This window comes from Falsiroseomonas bella (assembly GCF_003173615.1).
GTDB classification, from domain to species: domain Bacteria; phylum Pseudomonadota; class Alphaproteobacteria; order Acetobacterales; family Acetobacteraceae; genus Falsiroseomonas; species Falsiroseomonas bella.
This window is the reverse complement of sequence record NZ_QGNA01000005.1, coordinates 509,810-528,755: the sequence shown is the minus strand read 5'-3', so window position 1 is coordinate 528,755 and position 18,946 is coordinate 509,810. Positions and strand designations below refer to the sequence as shown.

16 protein-coding genes are annotated in these 18,946 nt (G+C 69.9%); 10 read left to right on the top strand and 6 right to left on the bottom strand.

The annotated features are described in order from the left end of the window. Window positions 1–24: 24 nt before the first annotated feature. Together DFH01_RS23150 and DFH01_RS23145 are read right to left on the bottom strand one after the other, a co-directional pair. Entirely contained in the window at window positions 25–1,647 is a 1,623-nt protein-coding gene (locus tag DFH01_RS23150) for a DcaP family trimeric outer membrane transporter (RefSeq protein WP_109872850.1), read from the bottom strand. A 155-nt stretch (window positions 1,648–1,802) separates the two neighbouring features. After that, the gene (locus tag DFH01_RS23145; RefSeq protein ID WP_109872849.1) at window positions 1,803–2,111 is read right to left on the bottom strand and encodes a hypothetical protein; all 309 of its coding nucleotides are present in this window, start codon (window positions 2,109–2,111) and stop codon (window positions 1,803–1,805) included. A 229-nt stretch (window positions 2,112–2,340) separates the two neighbouring features. Between DFH01_RS23145 and DFH01_RS23140 the strand changes: the two genes are divergently transcribed. Continuing rightward, window positions 2,341–3,999: a tetratricopeptide repeat protein gene (locus DFH01_RS23140; RefSeq protein ID WP_109872848.1), complete on the top strand. Its 1,659-nt coding sequence runs from the start codon at window positions 2,341–2,343 to the stop codon at window positions 3,997–3,999. Between the two features lie 178 nt (window positions 4,000–4,177). Beyond that, window positions 4,178–6,454, top strand: a complete 2,277-nt coding sequence (locus tag DFH01_RS23135) for a DUF3141 domain-containing protein (RefSeq protein WP_233256243.1) — start codon at window positions 4,178–4,180, stop codon at window positions 6,452–6,454. 40 nt (window positions 6,455–6,494) lie between these two features. On the opposite strand, the gene DFH01_RS23130 is transcribed toward DFH01_RS23135, so the two are convergent. Next, window positions 6,495–7,745 carry a DUF2254 domain-containing protein gene (locus tag DFH01_RS23130; RefSeq protein ID WP_109872846.1) on the bottom strand — a complete coding sequence of 417 codons (1,251 nt, stop codon included), beginning with the start codon at window positions 7,743–7,745 and terminating at the stop codon, window positions 6,495–6,497. A gap of 12 nt (window positions 7,746–7,757) precedes the next feature. Next, window positions 7,758–8,684 carry a bile acid:sodium symporter family protein gene (locus tag DFH01_RS23125; protein ID WP_109872845.1) on the bottom strand — a complete coding sequence of 309 codons (927 nt, stop codon included), beginning with the start codon at window positions 8,682–8,684 and terminating at the stop codon, window positions 7,758–7,760. A 546-nt stretch (window positions 8,685–9,230) separates the two neighbouring features. On the opposite strand from DFH01_RS23125, the gene DFH01_RS23120 reads away from it, so the two are divergent. The 8 genes from DFH01_RS23120 to DFH01_RS23085 all read left to right on the top strand — a co-directional run bounded on the left by DFH01_RS23120 (window position 9,231) and on the right by DFH01_RS23085 (window position 18,204). Then, complete coding sequence (locus DFH01_RS23120; RefSeq protein ID WP_109872844.1) at window positions 9,231–9,596, top strand: DUF1622 domain-containing protein; 366 nt, start codon at window positions 9,231–9,233, stop codon at window positions 9,594–9,596. Between the two features lie 243 nt (window positions 9,597–9,839). Continuing rightward, window positions 9,840–11,189 (top strand): DUF2252 domain-containing protein, encoded by a 1,350-nt coding sequence (locus DFH01_RS23115; protein WP_199231359.1) that lies wholly within the window; start codon window positions 9,840–9,842, stop codon window positions 11,187–11,189. A gap of 27 nt (window positions 11,190–11,216) precedes the next feature. Then, the gene (locus DFH01_RS23110; RefSeq protein ID WP_109872842.1) at window positions 11,217–12,932 is read left to right on the top strand and encodes a SulP family inorganic anion transporter; all 1,716 of its coding nucleotides are present in this window, start codon (window positions 11,217–11,219) and stop codon (window positions 12,930–12,932) included. Between the two features lie 187 nt (window positions 12,933–13,119). Beyond that, entirely contained in the window at window positions 13,120–14,493 is a 1,374-nt protein-coding gene (locus tag DFH01_RS23105) for a bifunctional enoyl-CoA hydratase/phosphate acetyltransferase (RefSeq protein WP_233256242.1), read from the top strand. After that, window positions 14,490–15,659, top strand: a complete 1,170-nt coding sequence (locus tag DFH01_RS23100; RefSeq protein ID WP_109872840.1) for an acetate/propionate family kinase — start codon at window positions 14,490–14,492, stop codon at window positions 15,657–15,659. The genes DFH01_RS23105 and DFH01_RS23100 overlap by 4 nt, the downstream gene beginning before the upstream one ends. Before the next feature lie 9 nt (window positions 15,660–15,668). Beyond that, window positions 15,669–16,454: an enoyl-ACP reductase FabI gene (gene fabI, locus DFH01_RS23095; protein WP_109872839.1), complete on the top strand. Its 786-nt coding sequence runs from the start codon at window positions 15,669–15,671 to the stop codon at window positions 16,452–16,454. Between the two features lie 34 nt (window positions 16,455–16,488). Continuing rightward, window positions 16,489–16,968 (top strand): hypothetical protein, encoded by a 480-nt coding sequence (locus DFH01_RS28525; protein ID WP_199231358.1) that lies wholly within the window; start codon window positions 16,489–16,491, stop codon window positions 16,966–16,968. A gap of 3 nt (window positions 16,969–16,971) precedes the next feature. Continuing rightward, complete coding sequence (locus DFH01_RS23085; protein WP_109872838.1) at window positions 16,972–18,204, top strand: HlyD family secretion protein; 1,233 nt, start codon at window positions 16,972–16,974, stop codon at window positions 18,202–18,204. Here the strand turns inward: DFH01_RS23085 and DFH01_RS23080 are convergent. Further along, window positions 18,176–18,697, bottom strand: coding sequence for a phage portal protein (locus tag DFH01_RS23080; protein ID WP_109872837.1), 522 nt, complete (start codon window positions 18,695–18,697; stop codon window positions 18,176–18,178). The two genes, DFH01_RS23085 and DFH01_RS23080, sit on opposite strands and share 29 nt — an antisense overlap. Then, window positions 18,697–18,933: a phage head-tail joining protein gene (locus tag DFH01_RS23075; protein WP_109872836.1), complete on the bottom strand. Its 237-nt coding sequence runs from the start codon at window positions 18,931–18,933 to the stop codon at window positions 18,697–18,699. The genes DFH01_RS23080 and DFH01_RS23075 overlap by 1 nt, the downstream gene beginning before the upstream one ends. Between the last annotated feature and the right edge of the window lie 13 nt (window positions 18,934–18,946).

Sequence of the window (18,946 nt, the reverse complement as noted above, 5' to 3'; positions counted from 1 at the left end):
GTCGTGTTCGTTGGTCTGCTGTGGCTAGAAGCGCACGATGGCCGACGCCTGGATGCGCTGCTCGATGCCGTGGCCGCCCTGGCCGACCGGCGAGGCGATGGCCCCGTCCTGCAGGTCGCGGCGGAAGTAGATGTATTCGACGCCCACATCGAGCCAGCCATTGCCGATCCGGCCTTCGCGTTCGGTGGCGAACGGGCTCCAGATCAGGTTGACCACGCCCATCTGCATCTCGCGGTTCGCCGCGACCGCGCCGGATCCGCCTGCGGCGAACTCCGAGACGAAGGCGGGATTGTCGAGCCGCGCATAGGCATAGGCCATGTTGGTGCGCAGGCTCGGTGCCCAGTAGTGGCGATAGCCGATCGTCGCGCCATAGGTCGGCACCGGCGTGAGCGAGACATCCGTGGCGCCGGCCAGGCCGATGCGGCTGTAGGCCGATTGGCCTGAGGTCGCGGAGTCGAAGTAGCGACCGATCCCTTCGCCGTAATACGCCATGCCGAAGAGCTGGTCGGCGCCGAAGCCGCCCCACAGCCGGGCCAGGTTGAAGTTGCCGCCGAGGGCGAGGCCGTAGCCGACGGTGTCCGCAGACCCCTTCGGGGTCGCCTCGGTGCCGTTCGTGTCGATGCGCAGTTGCCGCAGCAGGCCACGAAGCGAGATGTCACCCATCTCGCCGCGCCAGGTCACCCGGCCAACCAGATCGGGGAAGGTGCTGGTGGAGGGGCTGGCGCCGCCATCCAGGCTGCTGTCCGGATAGAAGACGCCCGCGCTGCTCGTGTAGTCGGTGTAGGGCGCCTCCAGCGAGACCATGCCGGTCACGCCGGGCGCGAGCCGGCCGGTCGCCCGCACCTGCGCCTGCCGCACGGCGGAGGCGTTCAGGAAGGTCGCATCCGTCAGCGTCTCGACCAGGCCGTCGTTCCAGACGCTGTTCGCCTGCCCGACGAGGACGCGGAACACCTCGCCGCCCACCTCGACATAGGCCTGGCGCAGCCGCGGCATGTAGCCGGAGGAGGTGGCGGCACCCGAGGCGCTCGGCTGGTCGCCGGCGAAGTCGAACTCGATCCGGCTGTTCAGCGGGCCCCACAGCGTCGGGGTCTGGGTATCGAAGCCGATGCGCGAGCGCCGCGCGCTGAAGGAGGTGTCGCCCGACCGTTCGGTTGCCGCGCTGCCCGCGAGCGGGATGCCCTGGACCGAGGGCGCATCGCTGCGGTTCACCATGTCGAGGTCGCTGAACAGATTCGCCTTGACGAAGCCATACAGCCGCACGGAGGTGTCCGTGCCGGGGATGCGCCAGGAGTTCGGCATGCTGCCGCGCAGCGCCTCGTCCACCTCTTCGCGCGTCACGCGGGGCGCGGCGGCAGGCGCCGGCGCCGGCGTCACGACAGGAGCGGTCGCCTGGGCGACGGCAGCCGGCGGCGCGGCCGGCCGCCGCGCGCGAGGGGGCGCGACTGCGGCTGCGGGAGCCTGCGCCGCCGGCCTGGGCGCGCGCGTGGCTTCGCGCAGCGCCGTCTCCAGCTCATCCATGCGTCGCTGCATCGCGTCCAGGCGCCGGAGAAGTTCTTCGTTGGTCTGCGCCGAGGCCGGCGATGCCAGCAGTGCAGCGCCGCAAAGTCCCGCTGCGATCGTCGCGCGGATGCCGTGTCCCTGTCGCATGCGCCATCTCCAGAGGGGGGCCAGGCCAACCGCCCCGGCCATGTCGTTCGCTGGATCGTGGGGTGGGTTGGCTGCTGCCTGACCGCTTCCCGACAGGATCGAGCGCTCGGGCCTGGCCAGCCCGCCTGAACGCCCGGGGTGTTGAGCGTCACGCCTCACGGGTTCCGGGTTCCCGGTCGGGGCGCATCCGGCGGCGAGGCCCCGTCTCTGGCGGCGCGGAACATCGCCAGGAGTTCGGCCTCAAGTTCCCGAACGAGCGTGCGGTATTCCCCGACTTCGGCGCGGGGCCCGCTCACAGCGAGTTCCTCGAAGGTCGAAAGGCCCTCCCGTGCGAGGCGATAGTCCTCGCAGGTGCTGCGGAAGGCCGGTTGCGTCAGGAACAGGCGCCGGACCAGCGCCTCATCTTCTGGAAATCGGGCAAGGACCCAGTCCAGTTCGGAGCGGACCGCGGGCTCATCGGGCATGGCTTCCTGGCTCCCAGAAGCCTGATCGGGAACGGCTGAATCAAGGCGCTGCCAGGAGACATCCACGGTTGGCCGTCGCTAAGTACGTCACTGTTAGCGCCGGCGGTCCGCCCTCCGCCCGCGGACGGATTTCCGGTATCGTGGCGGCCGAAATTCCACTATATTTATGTTTAATGGATGGTCTCTCGACCCCCTCGATGCCAAGCCTTCATGGTCGCGTGGATCTGGAATGAATGGCGGCGGGCACAACGACGATGCGGAGGCGGTTCGCACGGAACTGCGGCGCATTCTTGCGTCCCGCGACTTCGAGGCCTCCGACCGGAACCGGCAGTTCCTCGCCTACGTGGTCGAGGAAACACTCGGTGGGCGCGGGGAGCGCATAAAGGCCTACAATATTGCGACCTCCGTGTTCGGCCGGGCAGCGGACTTCGATCCCCAGGTCGATTCGATCGTCCGCATCGAGGCCGGGCGGTTGCGACGCGCGCTCGAGCGCTACTACCTCACGGCCGGGCAGGCGGATGGCGTGCGGATCACGATTCCACGCGGCGGGTATGTGCCGGCCTTCGCGCACCACTCCGGCGCGACGCCCCAGGAAGGGCCGGCGCCGGTCACGCGCGGCGGAACGAGCCGCCGCAACGGCTGCGCAATCCTCGTCTGCCCTTTCGAGGAGGATGGCGACCGTTCCGCCTTTCCGAACCTCTCGCGCGGCCTGACGCGCCAGGTGATCGTGGGGCTGACGCGCTTCACGGACCTGTTCGTGTTCGGTTCGGACACCGTCTTCAGCCGCGACGTCGCCCGGGAGGATGCCGTGGGCTCCTGCGGGCCGCTCGACGTGGACCTCCTGCTGACCGGCGGCACGACTGTTTCTGCCGATCGTTTCAGGCTGGAAGTGCTGCTGAGCGACGCGCGGACCGGACGCTACATCTGGGGCGAGACCTTCGACCGCATGCTGGATCCCCGAGAGATCCTGCGCGTGCGGGACGAGGTGGCGAACAGCGTGGTGCGCAGCCTGGCTCAGCCTTATGGCGTGATCTTCAGCGAGCGGGCGCGGGAGGTGGAGGGCAAGCCGCCGGAAAGCCTATCCTCCTATGACAGCGTGATCCGCTTCTACCAGTACTGGCGCACCTACGATCGCGCCCTGATCCACGCCGTCCGCGAAGGGCTCGAACAGGCGATCCGGCGCGACCCCGACTATGCCGAAGCCTTCGCGTGCCTGTCGCAGGTCTATGTGAACCTGCTGCGCTTCGGCCATGAACCGCCGACGAGTGCGATGGACCTCCTGAAACGCGCCCGGGATCTGGCCCTCCGGGCGGTGGAGCTCGCCCCGCATTGCAGCCGCGGCCATCATGCGCTCGCACTGGCCTATTGGTTCGCCGGCGACGTCGCCGCCGGCCTCGCCGAGCTCCGGACAGGCCTTGCGCTCAATCCGAACGACACGGAGATCATGTCCGATCTCGGCGTCCGGCATGCCGCCCGGATGGAGTGGGACGAGGCGCTGCCGCTCCTGCGGGACTCCTATGCACGCAACCCGGCCCAGCCGGGCAACTACCGGATCGGGCTGGCCCTGTACCACTACATGCACGGGCGCTACGCGGACGCGCTCGCCGAGATGCGTCGGATGACGGTGGAGCATGCGGTGCCGGCCTTCGTCGTCGTGGCGTCCGCCGCGGCGCAGCTTGGCCTCGCTGCCGAGGCCTCCGCGGCGGTGCAGGCGATCCTGCGCATCGATCCTGCCTATGGGGATCACGCCCTGGCCGATCTCAGGTCGCGCAATGTCCACCCGGAGATCATCGCCGCCATGGTCGAAGGCCTGCGCCTGGCGGGATTGCCGGGCCAGGACACCAGCATGCCGGCGGAGGGCCGTGCAGCGCCCCGCGCCGCAGAATGATGCCGCCGCGCCTGCCTGCGGCACGTCACGGTAACGTACCTGCCGGCTGAGCGGTCGCGGTGTCGCCAGGGCCTGCCCATCTGCTAGGGGATGCGTGGTGGCGTGCTCGCTGGCTGGCCAAGCGGTCCGCCTGCAAATCCCCTCCGACCGGCAGGCGGCGCGCCCGAGGAGAATGACAATGCCCGCCCACCCGTCGCTGTTCCCCTGGGCCGCCTACGGCCTCGACGCCTGGCAGCGTTCGGTGCTGTTCCTCGACGTGCTTCGCGAGCGCGGCAACGCATTCCTGGAGCGCGAGGACGACCCGATGCGGCACGTCCTGACCTTCGGCTTCGACCTCGTGCTGGATGGCCGCGACCTGCCGCGGCCGGTGAACTACTGGATGGCGCGCGTGACGCCGCCGGAGGGCGCGCCCCCGACCGATCCGCTCGCCCGCCCCTTCATCGTCATCGACCCGCGCGCGGGCCACGGGCCGGGCATCGGCGGCTTCAAGGCGGACAGCGAGATCGGCGTCGCGATCAACGCCGGCCATCCCTGCTACTTCGTCGGCTTCCGTCCCGAGCCCGAACCCGGCCAGACGATCGAAGACGTGGTCCGCGCCATCGTCGCCTTCGCCGAGGAGGTCGGCCGCCGGCACCATGACGCCGAAGGCAAGCCGGTCGCCATCGGGAACTGCCAGGCCGGCTGGGCGCTGCTGATGGCCGCCGCGATCCGGCCCGAGGCCTTCGGCCCGATCATGGTCGCCGGCTCGCCCATCTCCACCTGGGCCGGCGTGCCGGGCAAGGCGCCGATGCGCTACCTCGGCGGTCTGCTCGGCGGATCCTGGCTGACCGCGATGACGGGTGACATCGGCGGCGGCAAGTTCGATGGCGCCTGGCTGGTGACGAACTTCGAGAGCGGCAATCCGGCGAACACCTACTGGACCAAGCAGTACGAGGTCTGGGCCGACGTGGACAAGGCGGCCGACCGCTACCTCGGCTTCGAGAAATGGTGGGGCGGGCATGTCCGCCTCAACGCCGAGGAGATGCAGTTCATCGTGGACCAGCTCTTCGTCGGCAACCGGCTGGCGACGGGCGAGCTGATCTTCTCCGACGGCACGCGCGTGGATCCGCGCGCCATCCAGTCGCCGATCATCGTCTTCTGTTCCGAGGGCGACGACATCACGCCGCCCGCCCAGGCGCTGTCCTGGATCACCGATCTCTACGGCGACGAGAACGACCTGCGCACGCATGGCCAGACCATCGTCTATTCCGTGCATGGCAGCATCGGCCACCTTGGCATCTTCGTCTCGGGCGGCGTGGCGCGGAAGGAGCACAACGAGTTCGCGTCCAACATGGACATGATCGACGTGCTGCCGCCCGGCCTCTACGAGGCGGTGCTGCGGCCTGCGAAGGAAGAGGCGCGGGCGGAGCTCATCGGCGGGGAGTGGCTGGTGAACTTCGAGGCGCGCCGCTTCGCCGACCTCGCCCGGCATGGCGGCACCGATGCGGAGGACGAGAAGCGCTTCGCCGCGGCGCGTCGGGTGTCGGAGGCGAACCTCGCGCTCTACCGGCAGTTCGCCCAGCCCGCGGTGCGTGCGCTGGCGACCCCGCCCGTCACCTGGGCGATGGAACAGCTGCACCCGGCGCGCATGTCCTACACGCTGTTCTCGGATCGCAACCCGGCCATGGCATGGGTGCGCTGGGCAGCGGAGTTCGCGCGCGCCGACCGCCGGCCCGTCGCGGACGACAATCCCGGCCGGGTCGCCGAACGCCAGGTGTCCGAGGCCGTCACGCGCATGCTGGAGGCCTATGGCCGCCAGCGCGACGCACTGAGCGAACGGGTCTTCCAGGAGGTCTATTCCTCGCCGCTGGTGCAGGCGGCGACCGGCCTTGCGGCGGAAACGGCGCCGCCGCGCGCGCGGCCCGGCCAAATTCCGGACCATGCCCGCTTCGTGGCCCTGGCGACCGAGCGGTTGCGCGCCGCCATGGCCGAGGGCGGCCTGAATGAGGCGGTGCTGCGCGCTCTGATGTGGGTGCGGCTGCCGACGGCCAGTGCGGATGAGCGCTCCTTCGCCATCATCCGGCGCATCCGCGCGGCGCTGGGGCGGGAAAGGCTGCCGCTTGCGGAGTTCAAGCGGACCATCCGCCAGCAATTCTTCATGCTGCTGATCGACGAGGCGCGAGCGATCGAGACCCTGCCAGCACTTCTCCCCGACGACCCGGCGGTTCGGGCCAAGGCGCTGGCGGTGCTCCGCAGCGTCGTGGAGGCGGCGGGCGAGATGCCGGAGGAAGCGGCGCGGCGCATGGCGGAGGTGGAGAGGATGTTCGGCAGCGATGACCGGGCGTTGCTCGAGCGGCCGACAGGCGATCAGGGCACGCTGCCGCAAGGCGGCCCCGCGCTGCGCTTCAAGATGTCGCCGCGGCCCGACCGGGCGGCGGCGGGCGCGCGCGGCAACAGGAAGGGCCAGCATCGATAGCCTGCGCGCCCTTCCGGGCGCCGAGGCCACCTGAAGGCCGCTACCGTGTCAGGCCGAGCCCCTGCGGATCCTCCTGCCGGGCGGCGGCACGGTCCCGCTCGTCGAAGGCGGAGTTCTCGATCGCGGCGTCCACGTGCTCGAGGTAGCGTTGGACGCCTTCCGCACGGTCGCTCTCGCCGACCAGCTCCGCGAGGCCGCGCAGCGCGGAGCGAAGTCGCCGCATTACCTGCACCGATGTTGCGCCGAACACGCGGATCTCGTCGAAGGCGAGGGCGAGGTAGTCGTCCCAGTCGGGCGTAGGAAAGACGACGCGCAGCACCCCTTCCGCATCGGCAAGGCGCCCGTCCGCGAGATCGTGCCGCGCCAGCCGTCGCAGCAGATCCTCGATCTGGTCGAGCGCCTGCACCGCTGTGGTCGGGTCGTTGATCGCGGGCGACAACGCCTTGATTGCGATGTCCACGAGCAGCCGGATCGGGTATTTCGGATCCTGCTCGAAGGTGCGGTCCGAGCCGAGCCTGACCGCCTTGCGCAGCGCGGTTTCCGGCACCGTCCCTGCGCCGCCGAGCACGCGCAGCATGACGCTGCCATCCATCATCATGTCGCCCACGGCGCATTCCACCTTGATGCGCGCCCCCGCGCCCTGCGCGAGGCCGATGAGGGCGGGGATGTCGTAACGCTGCACGTAGCCCGGCGGCCCGGCATGGCGGAGGATCTGGGTCACAGCTCCCGGCGAGGGCGCCTCCACGGCCCGGCTGCCGCCGCGGCCGGCACTTCCTTGCGCGGAGGTCGCCAGGGTCTGCCCGATGATGGCCCGTCCCTGGTCCCCGATGTAGCGCAGCGTGTTGGTGATCTGCAGGTCGCCCAGGCGCCGCATCAGCAGCCCGAAGGCCATGAGACTGACAAACAGCAGCGCAACGGCGACCAGGGCCGAGACGGCCGGCACCTGCCCGGAACCGCCGCGGTCCGACCAGGCGGCCGCAGCGAGCGAATAGGTGAAAGTGGCGAAGAAGATGCCGAGCGCATGGAACAGCACGGGATCGCGCGCGAAGCGATTGGCGAAGCGTGGCGAATAGGTCACCGCGCTGAACTGCAGCATGACGAAGGCGATCGAGAAGACGATACCCGTCAGCGCCATCATCCCTGACGCGATCGAGGACAGCACGGCGAGAGCCGCCGAGGCGGAGATCCCGAGGTCGAAGGGCAGGGCAAGTCCATACTCTATGCGCGGCAGTGCGGTGGCGCATACGAGGCTGACCACCGTGTAGATCATGGGAATGAGCCAGACCGGCATGCGGCGTATCCTTCAGAGCTCGGCGCGCTTCGCGTCGCGTGCGAACCAGGCGGCAGCCACAAGGCTGCAGAGGAGCTGCAGCGGAACGCCGAGCACCACCATGACGATCGCGCGCTGATCGATATCGGCCACCGCAAGCAGCGGCGCGACGGCCGCCCCCACGTTCCGCGTGCCGAGGCCAAGGCCGAGGACGCTGCGCTGCGCCTGCGCGAGCCCGCGCGGGAAGGCATAGCCCGCCGTCGTCAGCAGGCCCAGGAACAGAAGCTGCGTGCCGATCGCGAAGCTTCCGAAGGTGCTTGCGAAGCCGCGGCCGTACATCACGACGCAGAGCGCGAGCAGCCCGATCGCGGCGATCCCCGTCACGCGCTTGACCCTGGGCCGGATGGCAGCCGCGAAGCCTGGGGCGGTGCGGAACAGGACCAGGCCGGCCAGCAGCGGCAGCAGGACCATCACGATCAACGGGCGCGCGATCGTCCAGGCATCGACGGCCAGGCCCGGGACCAGCAACGGCACCCCGGCTGGCATCAGGATCAGCGTGCCGACGGCCGACAGCAAAAGCATGGCCGGCACATATCCGATGTCGCCCCGCGCACGGCCCACCATCATCGGCAGGAAGGGCGCACAGGGTGCCATCGCGAGTAGCAGCAGCCCAGCCGCATAGGGTTCCTCAAGCGGGATGATACGGGTCAGGACCCAGGCGACGAGCGGCCCAAGGATGAAGGCGAACAGCACGCCGTATGCGAGGAAGCGGGGATTGCGCAGCCCCTTCAGCGCCTCCGTGACGCTCAGCCCGAGCCCCATCTCGAGCAGCGAGCCCGCCATGAAGATGAGCAGCAGAACCTTGAGCGCCAACGCGAGGGCGCCATCCATGCCATCCATCGGCGTCAGGATTGCCTGGCAGGCGGCGCTGCGGCCGTTCCCGAAGCGTCGCGCCCGCATCCGGGCACAGGCGTCGTCGATGGCCGTGGCCCCCGTCGCCAGGGCGACCGGTGCGCCGCTTCAGACGGAAAGCTGGCCGAAACGAGCCCGGCATCGGATGGGGAGTGTCGTATCTCGTTCATAAAGGTCGACGTCCCTGGGTGCGTTCAGCATGGCGCCGGCCGGGCCAGCCCGGAGTACGTTACGGTAACTCCGCCGTCCGCGCCTTCATGGCGGCCATCCCCCGCTTCGCGCTTTCACCCCGCCCAGCGCGGACGCAGCCCGGGCCGGCCGCATGTCACCGTAACTTACCCAGGGCGCGGGCTCTCGAGCCGCCCGGCAGTGTCTCCGCGGTGCTAAGTGGTCAACTCACCATGATCGCGCTGATGCTGTCGATCTGGGAGAGAACGCCATGAAGCGCTGCCCCTGTCTGATGATCCCGCGGTCCCTGCGGCTGCCAGTTCTTGGAAATCGATCGGGCCGCGAGCCTGGGGGCTTTCTCGTGGGCTGAGCCCGGTCCTTGGGCGCCATGCCTGCCCGACGAGCGGGCCATCCAGGAGCACGCGCATGCACGTCGCCGCACTTCCCGAGGGACTCGAAGCCGCGGTCATCGCCGCGGCGTCGTGGCTCAAGCTCGGTATCGAGGCGGTCAGCGTCGCCATCATCCTCGTGGCCATGCTCGTGGCACTTTCGAGGCTGGTTGGTCAGGCGCTTGGCCGGGTGACAGGCGACGTGCGCATGGGCCTTGCGCGTGGCCTGTCGCTGGCGCTGGAGTTCCAACTCGCCGCCGACATCGTCGGCACGGCGATCTCGCCGGACTGGGACCAGATCGGAAAGCTGGCGGCAGTCGCGGCCATCCGCACCTTCCTGAACTTCTTCCTGCAGCGCGAACTGGCGGAGGAGCAGGCCCCGCGGCCGGCGTTGCGCGCCTGATGCACGCACGAAGCAGACTCTCCCGCCGCACGGATCGGATCCGAGAGGATGCCCGGTCCATGGGACCGAGCGTCGACCCGGCCTCGACCCTGCACACCAATTCAGTGGACACCCACAAAGGACGGCACTGACATGGCCAAGACGTCGAAGCACAAGGGTGGCCCCACCCGCGAACCAGGCGCGGCAAAGGCGGGCGCCCCCGCGCATGTCGCGGCCGCCTCGGCGCCGCCGCAAACCGCATCCGTGCGGGATCGCCAGGCCGCTGGCCGCGCCCTGGCGAAGCACACCCCGCTGAAGAACCACGCCGCCTGGCGTGCGGCGCAGCGCCAGCACGACCCGATCGACCTGTTGATCGAGAGCAGCAAGGGGCGCATCGAGCACCTCGTGCCCATCCGCTACGGCCGCATGCTTGCCAACCCCTTCGCCTTCTTTCGGGGCTCGGCCGCCGTGATGGCGGCGGACCTGTCGCGCACGCCGTCCAGCGGCGTCCGCGTGCAGGCCTGCGGTGACTGCCACGCCGTGAATTTCGGCGGCTTCGCGACGCCGGAACGGCGCATCGTGTTCGACATCAACGACTTCGACGAGACCTCCCCCGCGCCATGGGAATGGGACGTCAAGCGGCTGGTCGCGAGCTTCGTGCTGCTCGGCCGCTACCGGAACTTCTCGCTCGACGACACGCGCGAATGCGCCTGGCGCGCCGCGCGCGCCTACCGCAAGCGCATGGCGCGCTATGCGGAAATGCCCATACTGGACGCCTGGTACGACAGCTTCGACCTGGAGGAATTGCTGGAGGCGACGGGCAACACCGCGCTGCAGAAGAAGCTCCAGAAGAAGATCAAGGACGGCACCGAGACCGCCAGCCATGAGCTGGAATTCGAGAAGCTCGCGGTGCGCAGCCGCCCGGAGCCGCGCATCCGCGACCAGCCGCCGCTCGTCTATCACATCGACGACGAACGTGGCCGGCACTTCCGCGACGACATCGCGGAATCCTTCCGTCGCTACAGGGAGTCGGTGCTGCCGTCGGTTGCCACCCTGCTCGAGCGCTACCGGCTCGTGGATATCGCGATCAAAGTCGTGGGCGTGGGCAGCGTCGGCACGCTCTGCGCCGTGGTCCTGCTGATGTCGGGCAACGGCGACCCGCTCTTCCTGCAGGTGAAGGAGGCACGGCGCTCGGTGCTCGAGCCCTATGCGGGCGCCAACCCCGTGACGCATCCGGGCGAGCGCGTGGTGCGCGGCCAGCGACTGATGCAGGGTGCGAGCGACATGTTCCTGGGCTGGCTGACCGGCGCCGGGAAGGGCCACCCGAACCTGTATGTGCGACAGTTGAACGACGTGAAGATCAAGCCGCAGATCGAGGTTGCCATTCCCTCGGGCACCAAGGTCTATGCCCGCTACACGGGCATGACACTGGCCCGGGCGCATTGCCGCTCGGGCGATCCGGTGCTGCTCAGCGCCTATATGGGCGACAGCGATGCTTTCGAGGATGCGATGGCGGATTTCGCCGCCAGCTATGCCGACCAGGCTGAGCGCGACCACGAGGCGATGGTCGCCGCCGTGCGCGCCGGCCGCCTCGAGATCCGTTCGGAAGCCTGACTTCATGCGGGCAGGAGACAGCGCGGCATGAGCCTTTCGCGCCCCGACGCCGTTCCCGTGCCGGCGCGCCGCACCGCGCTGTTCCCGCCCTTCGGATGGCTGCGCGGCTATTCACGGGAATGGCTGCGCGGCGACCTCGTGGCTGGCGTGACGCTCGCCGCCTATGCGCTGCCGGTCGCACTCGCCTATGCCACTCTCGCCGGCCTGCCGCCGCAGGTCGGCGTCTATGGCTACATGCTGGGCGGGCTGGGCTATGCGCTGCTCGGCTCCTCGCGGCACCTCGCCATCGGGCCGACGTCCGCGATCTCGCTGATGGTGGCGGCGAATGTCGGCGTCATGGCGGGCGGGGACGCCGCGCGATACGCCGAGATCGCCAGCCTCGCCGCCTTCACGGTTGCCCTGCTGTGCGTCATCTCCTGGGCTCTGCGGCTCAGTGTCCTCGTGAAGCTGATCAGCGACAGCATCCTCGTGGGCTTCAAGGCGGGCGCAGGCATCACCATCGCGGTGACGCAGCTGCCCGCGCTCTTCGGCGTCGCGGGCGGCGGGCACAACACGATCGAGCGCCTGGTGATGCTCGCTGGTCAGTTGCCGGGGCTCAAGCCGCTCACCCTCGGCGTCGGCCTCGCCGGACTCGTGCTGCTCGTCGCGGGCGGCAAGGCCTTGCCCGGCCGGCCGATCGCGCTCGGCGTGGTGGTGCTGTCGATCCTGGCGGCAAGCCTGTTCGGCCTCGCCTCGCAGGGCGTGGTGATCACGGGATCCATACCTGCGGGCTTGCCCGAGATCGGTCTCCCGTCGCTCCGGCTCTCCGAGGTCGAGGGCATCGTCCCGCTCGCCGCCGGCTGCCTGCTGCTCGCCTACATCGAGGGCGTCTCCGCGGCTCGCAGCTTCGCGGAGAAGCATGGCTACGCGCTGAACCCCAGGCAGGAATTCCTCGGCATCGGGGCGGCCAACCTGATGGCGGGCCTTGGCCACGGCTATCCGGTCGCAGGCGGGCTGTCGCAATCCGCGGTGGCCGAGAAGGCGGGCTCGCGCACGCCGCTGACGCTGGTCTTCGCCTCGGCGACGCTGGCCCTTTGCCTGGTGTTCCTGACCGGTCTGCTCGCCAACCTGCCGAAGGCGACGCTGGCTGCCGTGGTGCTGACGGCGGTTGCGGGGTTGATCAACATCCCGGAACTGCTCCGCCTCTGGCGCGTCAGCCGCGTGGATTTCGCCGCCGCTGCCGTGGCGCTGGTCGGCGTGCTGCTGCTCGGCATCCTGCAGGGCATCCTGCTCGCCGCACTCGCCTCGGTGCTGATGATGCTGGTCCGGGCGAGCCGGCCGCATGTCGCCTTCCTCGGCCGCGTGCCCGGCACGTCGCACTACAGCGACATGGCGCGCCATCCGGAGAATGAGACGATCCCCGGCGCGCTGGCGTTCCGCCCCGAAGGATCGCTGCTCTACGTGAATGCCGAGAACGTCCAGGACGCGGTTCTCGCGCGACTCGCCGCGCAGCCGCAAGGATCCGTCCGGCTGGTGGTCTGCGACCTGTCGAGCTCACCGAACATGGATTTGTCGGCGCTGGGCATGCTGCGGAAGTTGCATGCGACGCTGGCCGGCCAGGGGATCAGGTTCGTGATCACCGGCGCGCATGGCCGTGTGCGCGACCTGCTGCGGCGCGACGGCTTCGCGGATGTGGTCGGCGGCATCTCGCGTGCCACGACGCTCGCGGCCGTTCTCGAGGAGGCGGAGGGCGCCAGGGCATGAGGGATGCGAGCGTGACGGCAGGCGTATTCGCGAATGCGAGAGATCAACGCACGGCGCCCGTGGCCGGCAGTACTGAGCACGAGACGCGTGTATGTATCCACTACCATGGCCGGGATGTGCTGCGCTTGCTTGGCGATCAACAGCGGGTGGGCCGCACGCCAATCAAGCGGGATCGAGGAGAAATGCCTTGAGCAGCTTCAACGACGACGGATCGCTGGTAGGGCTGTCTCGCCGTGACGCCGCGCCGGGCATGTCGGCGAGCAGCGAGCATGTGCTGCAGGAACGCGGCTTCGACGTGGTCGCTGCGCTGTTCGGCACGCCGGACGCGCCGCCCGGCAAGCTGCCCGACGCGGCGCTTGCGATGCTGATGCACGGGATCATCCTGGATTTCGTCGCGCGCCGCCTGCCCGGCCCGGGCAGCGAGGTGCTGGCGCAGGAGATCCGCTTCGCCATGGACCCCGCGGTCGGCGACAAGGTGGTGGTCGCGGGCACGATCGCCGCGCGGCCGAGCGAGGAGACGGCAAGCATCGCGCTGAGCGTGGACTGCGCCCGCGGCCGGCTGGCGGAAGGCAGCGTGCTGGTGCGCCTGCCGGCGGAGCCCGTCACGCTCCGGCCGGAGGCGCGGCCCGACATCATCCTGCACAGCCACCGCCATCTCGAGCGGTTGATGCAAAGCGCCGCGCGCGCCCCGGCCGTGACCGCCGCCGTCGCCTGGCCCTGCGACCGCGACAGTCTGCTCGGGCCGTTGCAGGCGATGCGCGAGGGCGGGCTGAAGCCGATCCTGGTCGGTCCGCGCGCGGAGATCGAGAAGGCCGCCGCCGCCGCCGGCGTCTCGCTGGATGGCGCGGAACTGCTGGAAGCCGCAACGCCGGTCGAAGCCGCCATGGCCGCGGTCAGGCTGTGCAAGGAAGGCCGTGCCGAGACGCTGATGAAGGGCAGCCTGCACACCGACGAGCTGATGGGGGCTGTCGTCTCGCGCGAGGGCGGGCTGCGCACCGTGCGGCGCATCAGCCATGTCTTCGCGATGGACGTCCCTTCCTACCCGAAGGCGTTGTTCGTGACGGACGCCGCGATCAACATCGCGCCCGACCTGATGACCAAGGTGGACATCGTCCAGAACGCGGTGGACATGCTGCACGCGCTGGGCAATCCGCAGCCGAAGGTGGCGATCCTCTCGGCGGTGGAGACGGTGAACCCCAAGATCCCGGGCACGCTGGACGCCGCGCTGCTGTGCAAGATGGCCGATCGCGGCCAGATCACCGGCGCGCTGCTCGACGGGCCGCTCGCCTTCGACAACGCGATCAGCCGCGCCGCCGCCGAGATCAAGAAGATCGTCTCGCCGGTGGCGGGCGATGCCGACATCCTCGTCGTGCCCGACCTCGAGGCGGGGAACATGCTGGCCAAGCAGCTGAGCTACCTGGCGGGTGCCGACAGCGCAGGGATCGTGCTGGGTGCGAAGGTGCCGATCATCCTGACCAGTCGTGCGGACAGCGTGGCATCCCGCCTGGCGTCCATCGCGCTGGCCCGGCTGCTGGCGGCGGCGCAGGGGAAGCGCGCATGACCGATGGCTTGATCGGCGTCGTCAATGCCGGCTCCTCCTCGCTGAAATTCTCGATCTATGCGGGCGACGATTGCCTGCTGAACGGCCAGGTGGACGGCATCGGCGTGCGGCCGGCGGCGAAGGCCAGGACCGGCGCGGGCGAGGCGCTGCCGCCGCCCGACCTCTCCGCCGCCCCGCCCGCGACGCCGGCCGATGCGCTCGTCGCGCTGATGCCCTGGCTGCAGGAATGGCTCGCCGGGCGCCGCCTGTCCGCGATCGGCCACCGCGTGGTGCATGGCGGGCCGAACCACGCGGCGCCCGCGCGCGTCACGCCGGCCATGCTCGATGAGCTGGAAGCCTTCGTGCCGCTCGCGCCGCTGCACCAGCCGCACAACCTCGCCCCGATCCGCGCGGCGCTCGCGCGCAATCCCGGCCTGCCGCAGGTCGCCTGCTTCGACACCGCCTTCCACCGCACCATCCCCGAGGTCGCGCAGGTCTTCGCGCTGCCCTGGGAGATGGCCGAGCGCGGCATCCGGCGCTACGGCTTCCACGGGCTTTCCTACGAGTACATCGCCTCTGTCCTGCCGCGCGCGGCACCGGAGATCGCCGCCGGGCGCGTGGTGGTGGCGCATCTCGGCAACGGCGCCTCGCTCTGCGCCATGCGGGCCGGGCGCAGCATGGCGACGACGATGGGCTTCTCCGCGCTCGACGGGCTGCCGATGGGCACGCGCTGCGGGCAGCTCGATCCCGCCGTCGTGCTGCACCTGATGACGACGGAAGGCATGGACGCCGAGGCGGTGGAGGCGCTGCTCTACCGCAAGTCCGGCATGCTGGGTCTCTCCGGCGTCTCCTCCGACTTCCGCGACCTGCTGGCGAGCGAGAAGCCGCGTGCGCGCTTCGCGATCGAGGTCTTCGTCCACCAGGTCGCGCGCAACGTCGCCTCCCTGGCCGGCGCGATGGGCGGCCTCGACGGGCTCGTCTTCACCGCCGGCGTCGGCGAGAACGCCGTGGCGATCCGCGAGGCGGTGTGCCGCGCCTGCGGCTGGATGGGTGTCGAACTCGACGAGGCGGCGAACGCCGCGCGCGGGAAGCGCATCTCGACGCCCGGCAGCCGCGTCGGCGTCCATGTCATCCCGACCGACGAGAACCTGATGATCGCGCGCCACACGCGCGCGCTGGTGCGCTGAGGAGAGAGCATGCCCGACCCCGATCGCCTGCCGCCCGTGCTGACCGGCAAGAAGGCGCTGGTCGTCGGCGTGGCCAACGACCGCTCCATCGCCTGGGGCTGCGCCGCGGCGATGCGCAAGGCCGGCGCCGAGATCGCCATGACCTACCTGAACGAGCGCGCGAAGCCGCATGTCGAGCCGCTCGCGAAGCAGCTCGACGTGCCGATCTTCCTGCCGATGGAGGTGCGGGACGGCGCGCAGGTGGACGCCGTCTTCGAGGCCATCGCGCAGCGCTGGGGCAGGCTCGACATCCTGGTGCACGCCATCGCCTTCGCGCCGAAGGAGGCGCTGCAGGGCCGCGTGGTGGACTGCCCGCGCGACGGTTTCCTGACCGCGATGGACGTCTCCTGCTGGTCCCTCCTCGACCTCGCGCGCCGCGCGGAGCCGCTGATGAAGGATGGCGGCACGGTGCTGACCATGTCCTATCTCGGCGCCAACGAGGTGGTGGAGAACTACGGCATCATGGGGCCCGTGAAGGCAGCGCTGGAATCGGCCGTGCGCTATGTCGCGACGGAGCTTGGCCCGAAAGGCATCCGCGTGCATGCGGTGAGCCCCGGCCCGCTGGCCACGCGCGCCGCATCCGGCATCAGGGATTTCGACGAGCTGATGGAGCGCGTCTCCTCCCGCGCGCCGGCGCGGCGGCTGGTGACGATCGAGGAAGTCGGCGCCGCCTGCGTGTTCCTGGCCTGCGACTACGCCGCCGCCATGACCGGCGAGACGCTCTACATCGACGGCGGCTACCACATCCTCGCCTAGAGACACCGCAGCGCCGCACGGGAGGAGTATCGACGTGACCACATCGCTGCATCCGGCCGCGTCGCACCAAGTGCCTTTCTTCATGCCGGGGCCGGATGGATCCGACCCGCTTCTTGTCGGGACCGGGATCTTCCTCATCGTCGCCGTGGTCGCCTTCGGCCTGATCTTCCTGCGCCTGCACACGCTTCCGGAACGCATGGCGCATCGCGGCCACAAGCTGCAGTTCGAGATCGTCGCGGTGCTTGGCCTCCTCGCGCTCTTCACCCACATGCACATCTTCTGGGTGGCCGGGCTTTTGCTCGCGCTGATCGACATCCCGGACTTCAGCGGGCCGATGCGCCGCATCGCCGGCTCGACGGAGCGCATCGCCGGCCTGCCACCAGGCTCGGGCGACACCGTGGAGAACGGCGGCGCCGCCCCGATGATGCCGGATGAAGGCACAGCGATGCCCGACTCGCCGGCGCCAGCCCCGCCCTCGCAACGCGGCGCCGTCGCAGCGCATCAGGAGGGCTGACCGATGCTCGAACTGATCGTCTGCTCCCTTCTCACGATCTTCCCCGACTACCTCTTTCGCCGCTACGCGCAAGGCAAGCGGATCGGCCGCGAGATCACGCTGTTCTCCGTCTGGTTCGAACTGCGGTGGGGCATCGTCGGCTGCCTGGTCCTGACGATCAGCCTGATCACGCTGGTGTTCTACTTCCACCCGTCCTCGACCTATGTCAGCGCGGTCTATCGGAGCGTGCCCGTGCTGTCGGAGGGTATCGGTCGCGTCGCGGAGGTCTATGTGCGCGGCAGCGAGAGGGTGGAGATCGGGCAGCCCCTGTTCCGCCTGGACGACAGCACGCAGCGCACAGCCGTTGAAACGGCGCATCGCGGCGTGGCGGAGGTGGATGCAGCCTTCGCACTCGCCCGCGCCGACCTGCTGCAGTCGGAGGCCCGTATGCTGGAAGCCCAGTGGAACCTGCAGCAGGCGATCGACGAATTCGAAACGAAATCGCAGCTTGCCCAGCGCGACGTCGTGGCGCGCCGAGAGGCGGAACGTCTCGAGATTCTGGTGCGTTCGCGCCAGGCGGGCGTCGCCGCGGCCGAAGCGGCGAAGGGGGCTGTCGAGGCGCGCCTCAACGAGCAACTTCCGGCCGAGCGCGCGAGCGCGGTGGCCACGCTGGCCCAGGCCGAGGCGGAACTCGCCAAGACCGTCGTCCGCGCCGGCGTCACGGGCCGCGTCGAGCAGTTCCTCCTTCAGCCCGGCGACATCGTGAACCCGCTGATGCGCCCTGCCGGCGTCCTGCTCCCGGAGGACCAGGGCATCTTGCGCCCGGTGCTGGCGGCCGGATTCGGGCAGATCGAGGCGCAGGTGATGCGGCCAGGCATGCTGGCCGAGGCGAGCTGCGCGTCGCTGCCCTGGAGGGTCATCCCGATGGTCGTGACAAGCGTTCAGGGGTTCATCGCGAGCGGTCAGATCCGCAGTACGGACCAGCTGATCGACTTGCAGCAGTTCCGGCAGCCAGGCACCGTCCTGGCGGTGCTGGAGCCGCTCCACGAAGGTGCACTCGACGACGTTGTGCCGGGCAGCAACTGCATTGCCAATGCCTACACCTCGAACCACGAGGCGCTGCAGCAGCCCGGCATCGGCACCGGGCGGTGGCTGGCGTTGCACGTTGTTGACGCCGTCGGCTTGGTGCATGCGATCCTGTTGCGGATCCAGGTCGCATTGCTTCCTTTCAAGACGCTGGTGCTTGGTGGGCACTGACTTGTCGTGGCATTGGCGCCGCGTCTCTATAGTCGACTGCGGTGGGTGCCTGCGATAGCCGCGCAGTGTGCTCCAGCACCTGCAGCCGCAAGTCGATCGGGTTTGCCGGCGAGGGCTCCGCCATCAGGAAGCGGACGAAGCACTCGCCGCTCTCGACGACGGCCCGCATCACCAGCGCCTGCAAGCCGTAGAGGTCGAGCCGGCCGTCCGCGTCGCAGCCGCTGCCCAACGCTGCCACGCGCGGCTGTGTGCCGCGTCCGGCCAGCGCGTCGTGATACCGGGGCGCGACGGCATTGCCAGTCCACAGATCGACGATGCGGCTGGCATAGGGATCGTTGCGCACAGCATCGCGGGGGCGGCGCGCCACAGTCGCCGCGGCCATCCCGACCTCGGCGGTAGCGCTGCCGGCGGAGGGCGCCCAGGCGGAGGCACGGCTGTCCTGCGCCGCTGCGTAGCCGCGCAGCGCGTTCCACGTATCTCGCAGCCGGCCCATCACCTGCTTCCCCCGCGGGGGAAGCAGGCCAGCGTGACGGACGGGCGGCGGGCTGCCGTCATCTCTGCCCCGCGCAGCACCGCCAGTGCCCGGCCGAGCTCATCCAGGCTGCGGTATTCCACGGTGCGCCCGTCGAAGGTCACGCGCGTGGTGCCGCCGGTGTAGGCCGCCGCGAGTGCGGCCGCCCGGCTACCGGCCGGCTGCGCCAGCGCCCAGGCGAGGACGGTCGGATCCATGCTCGCCCTCCCT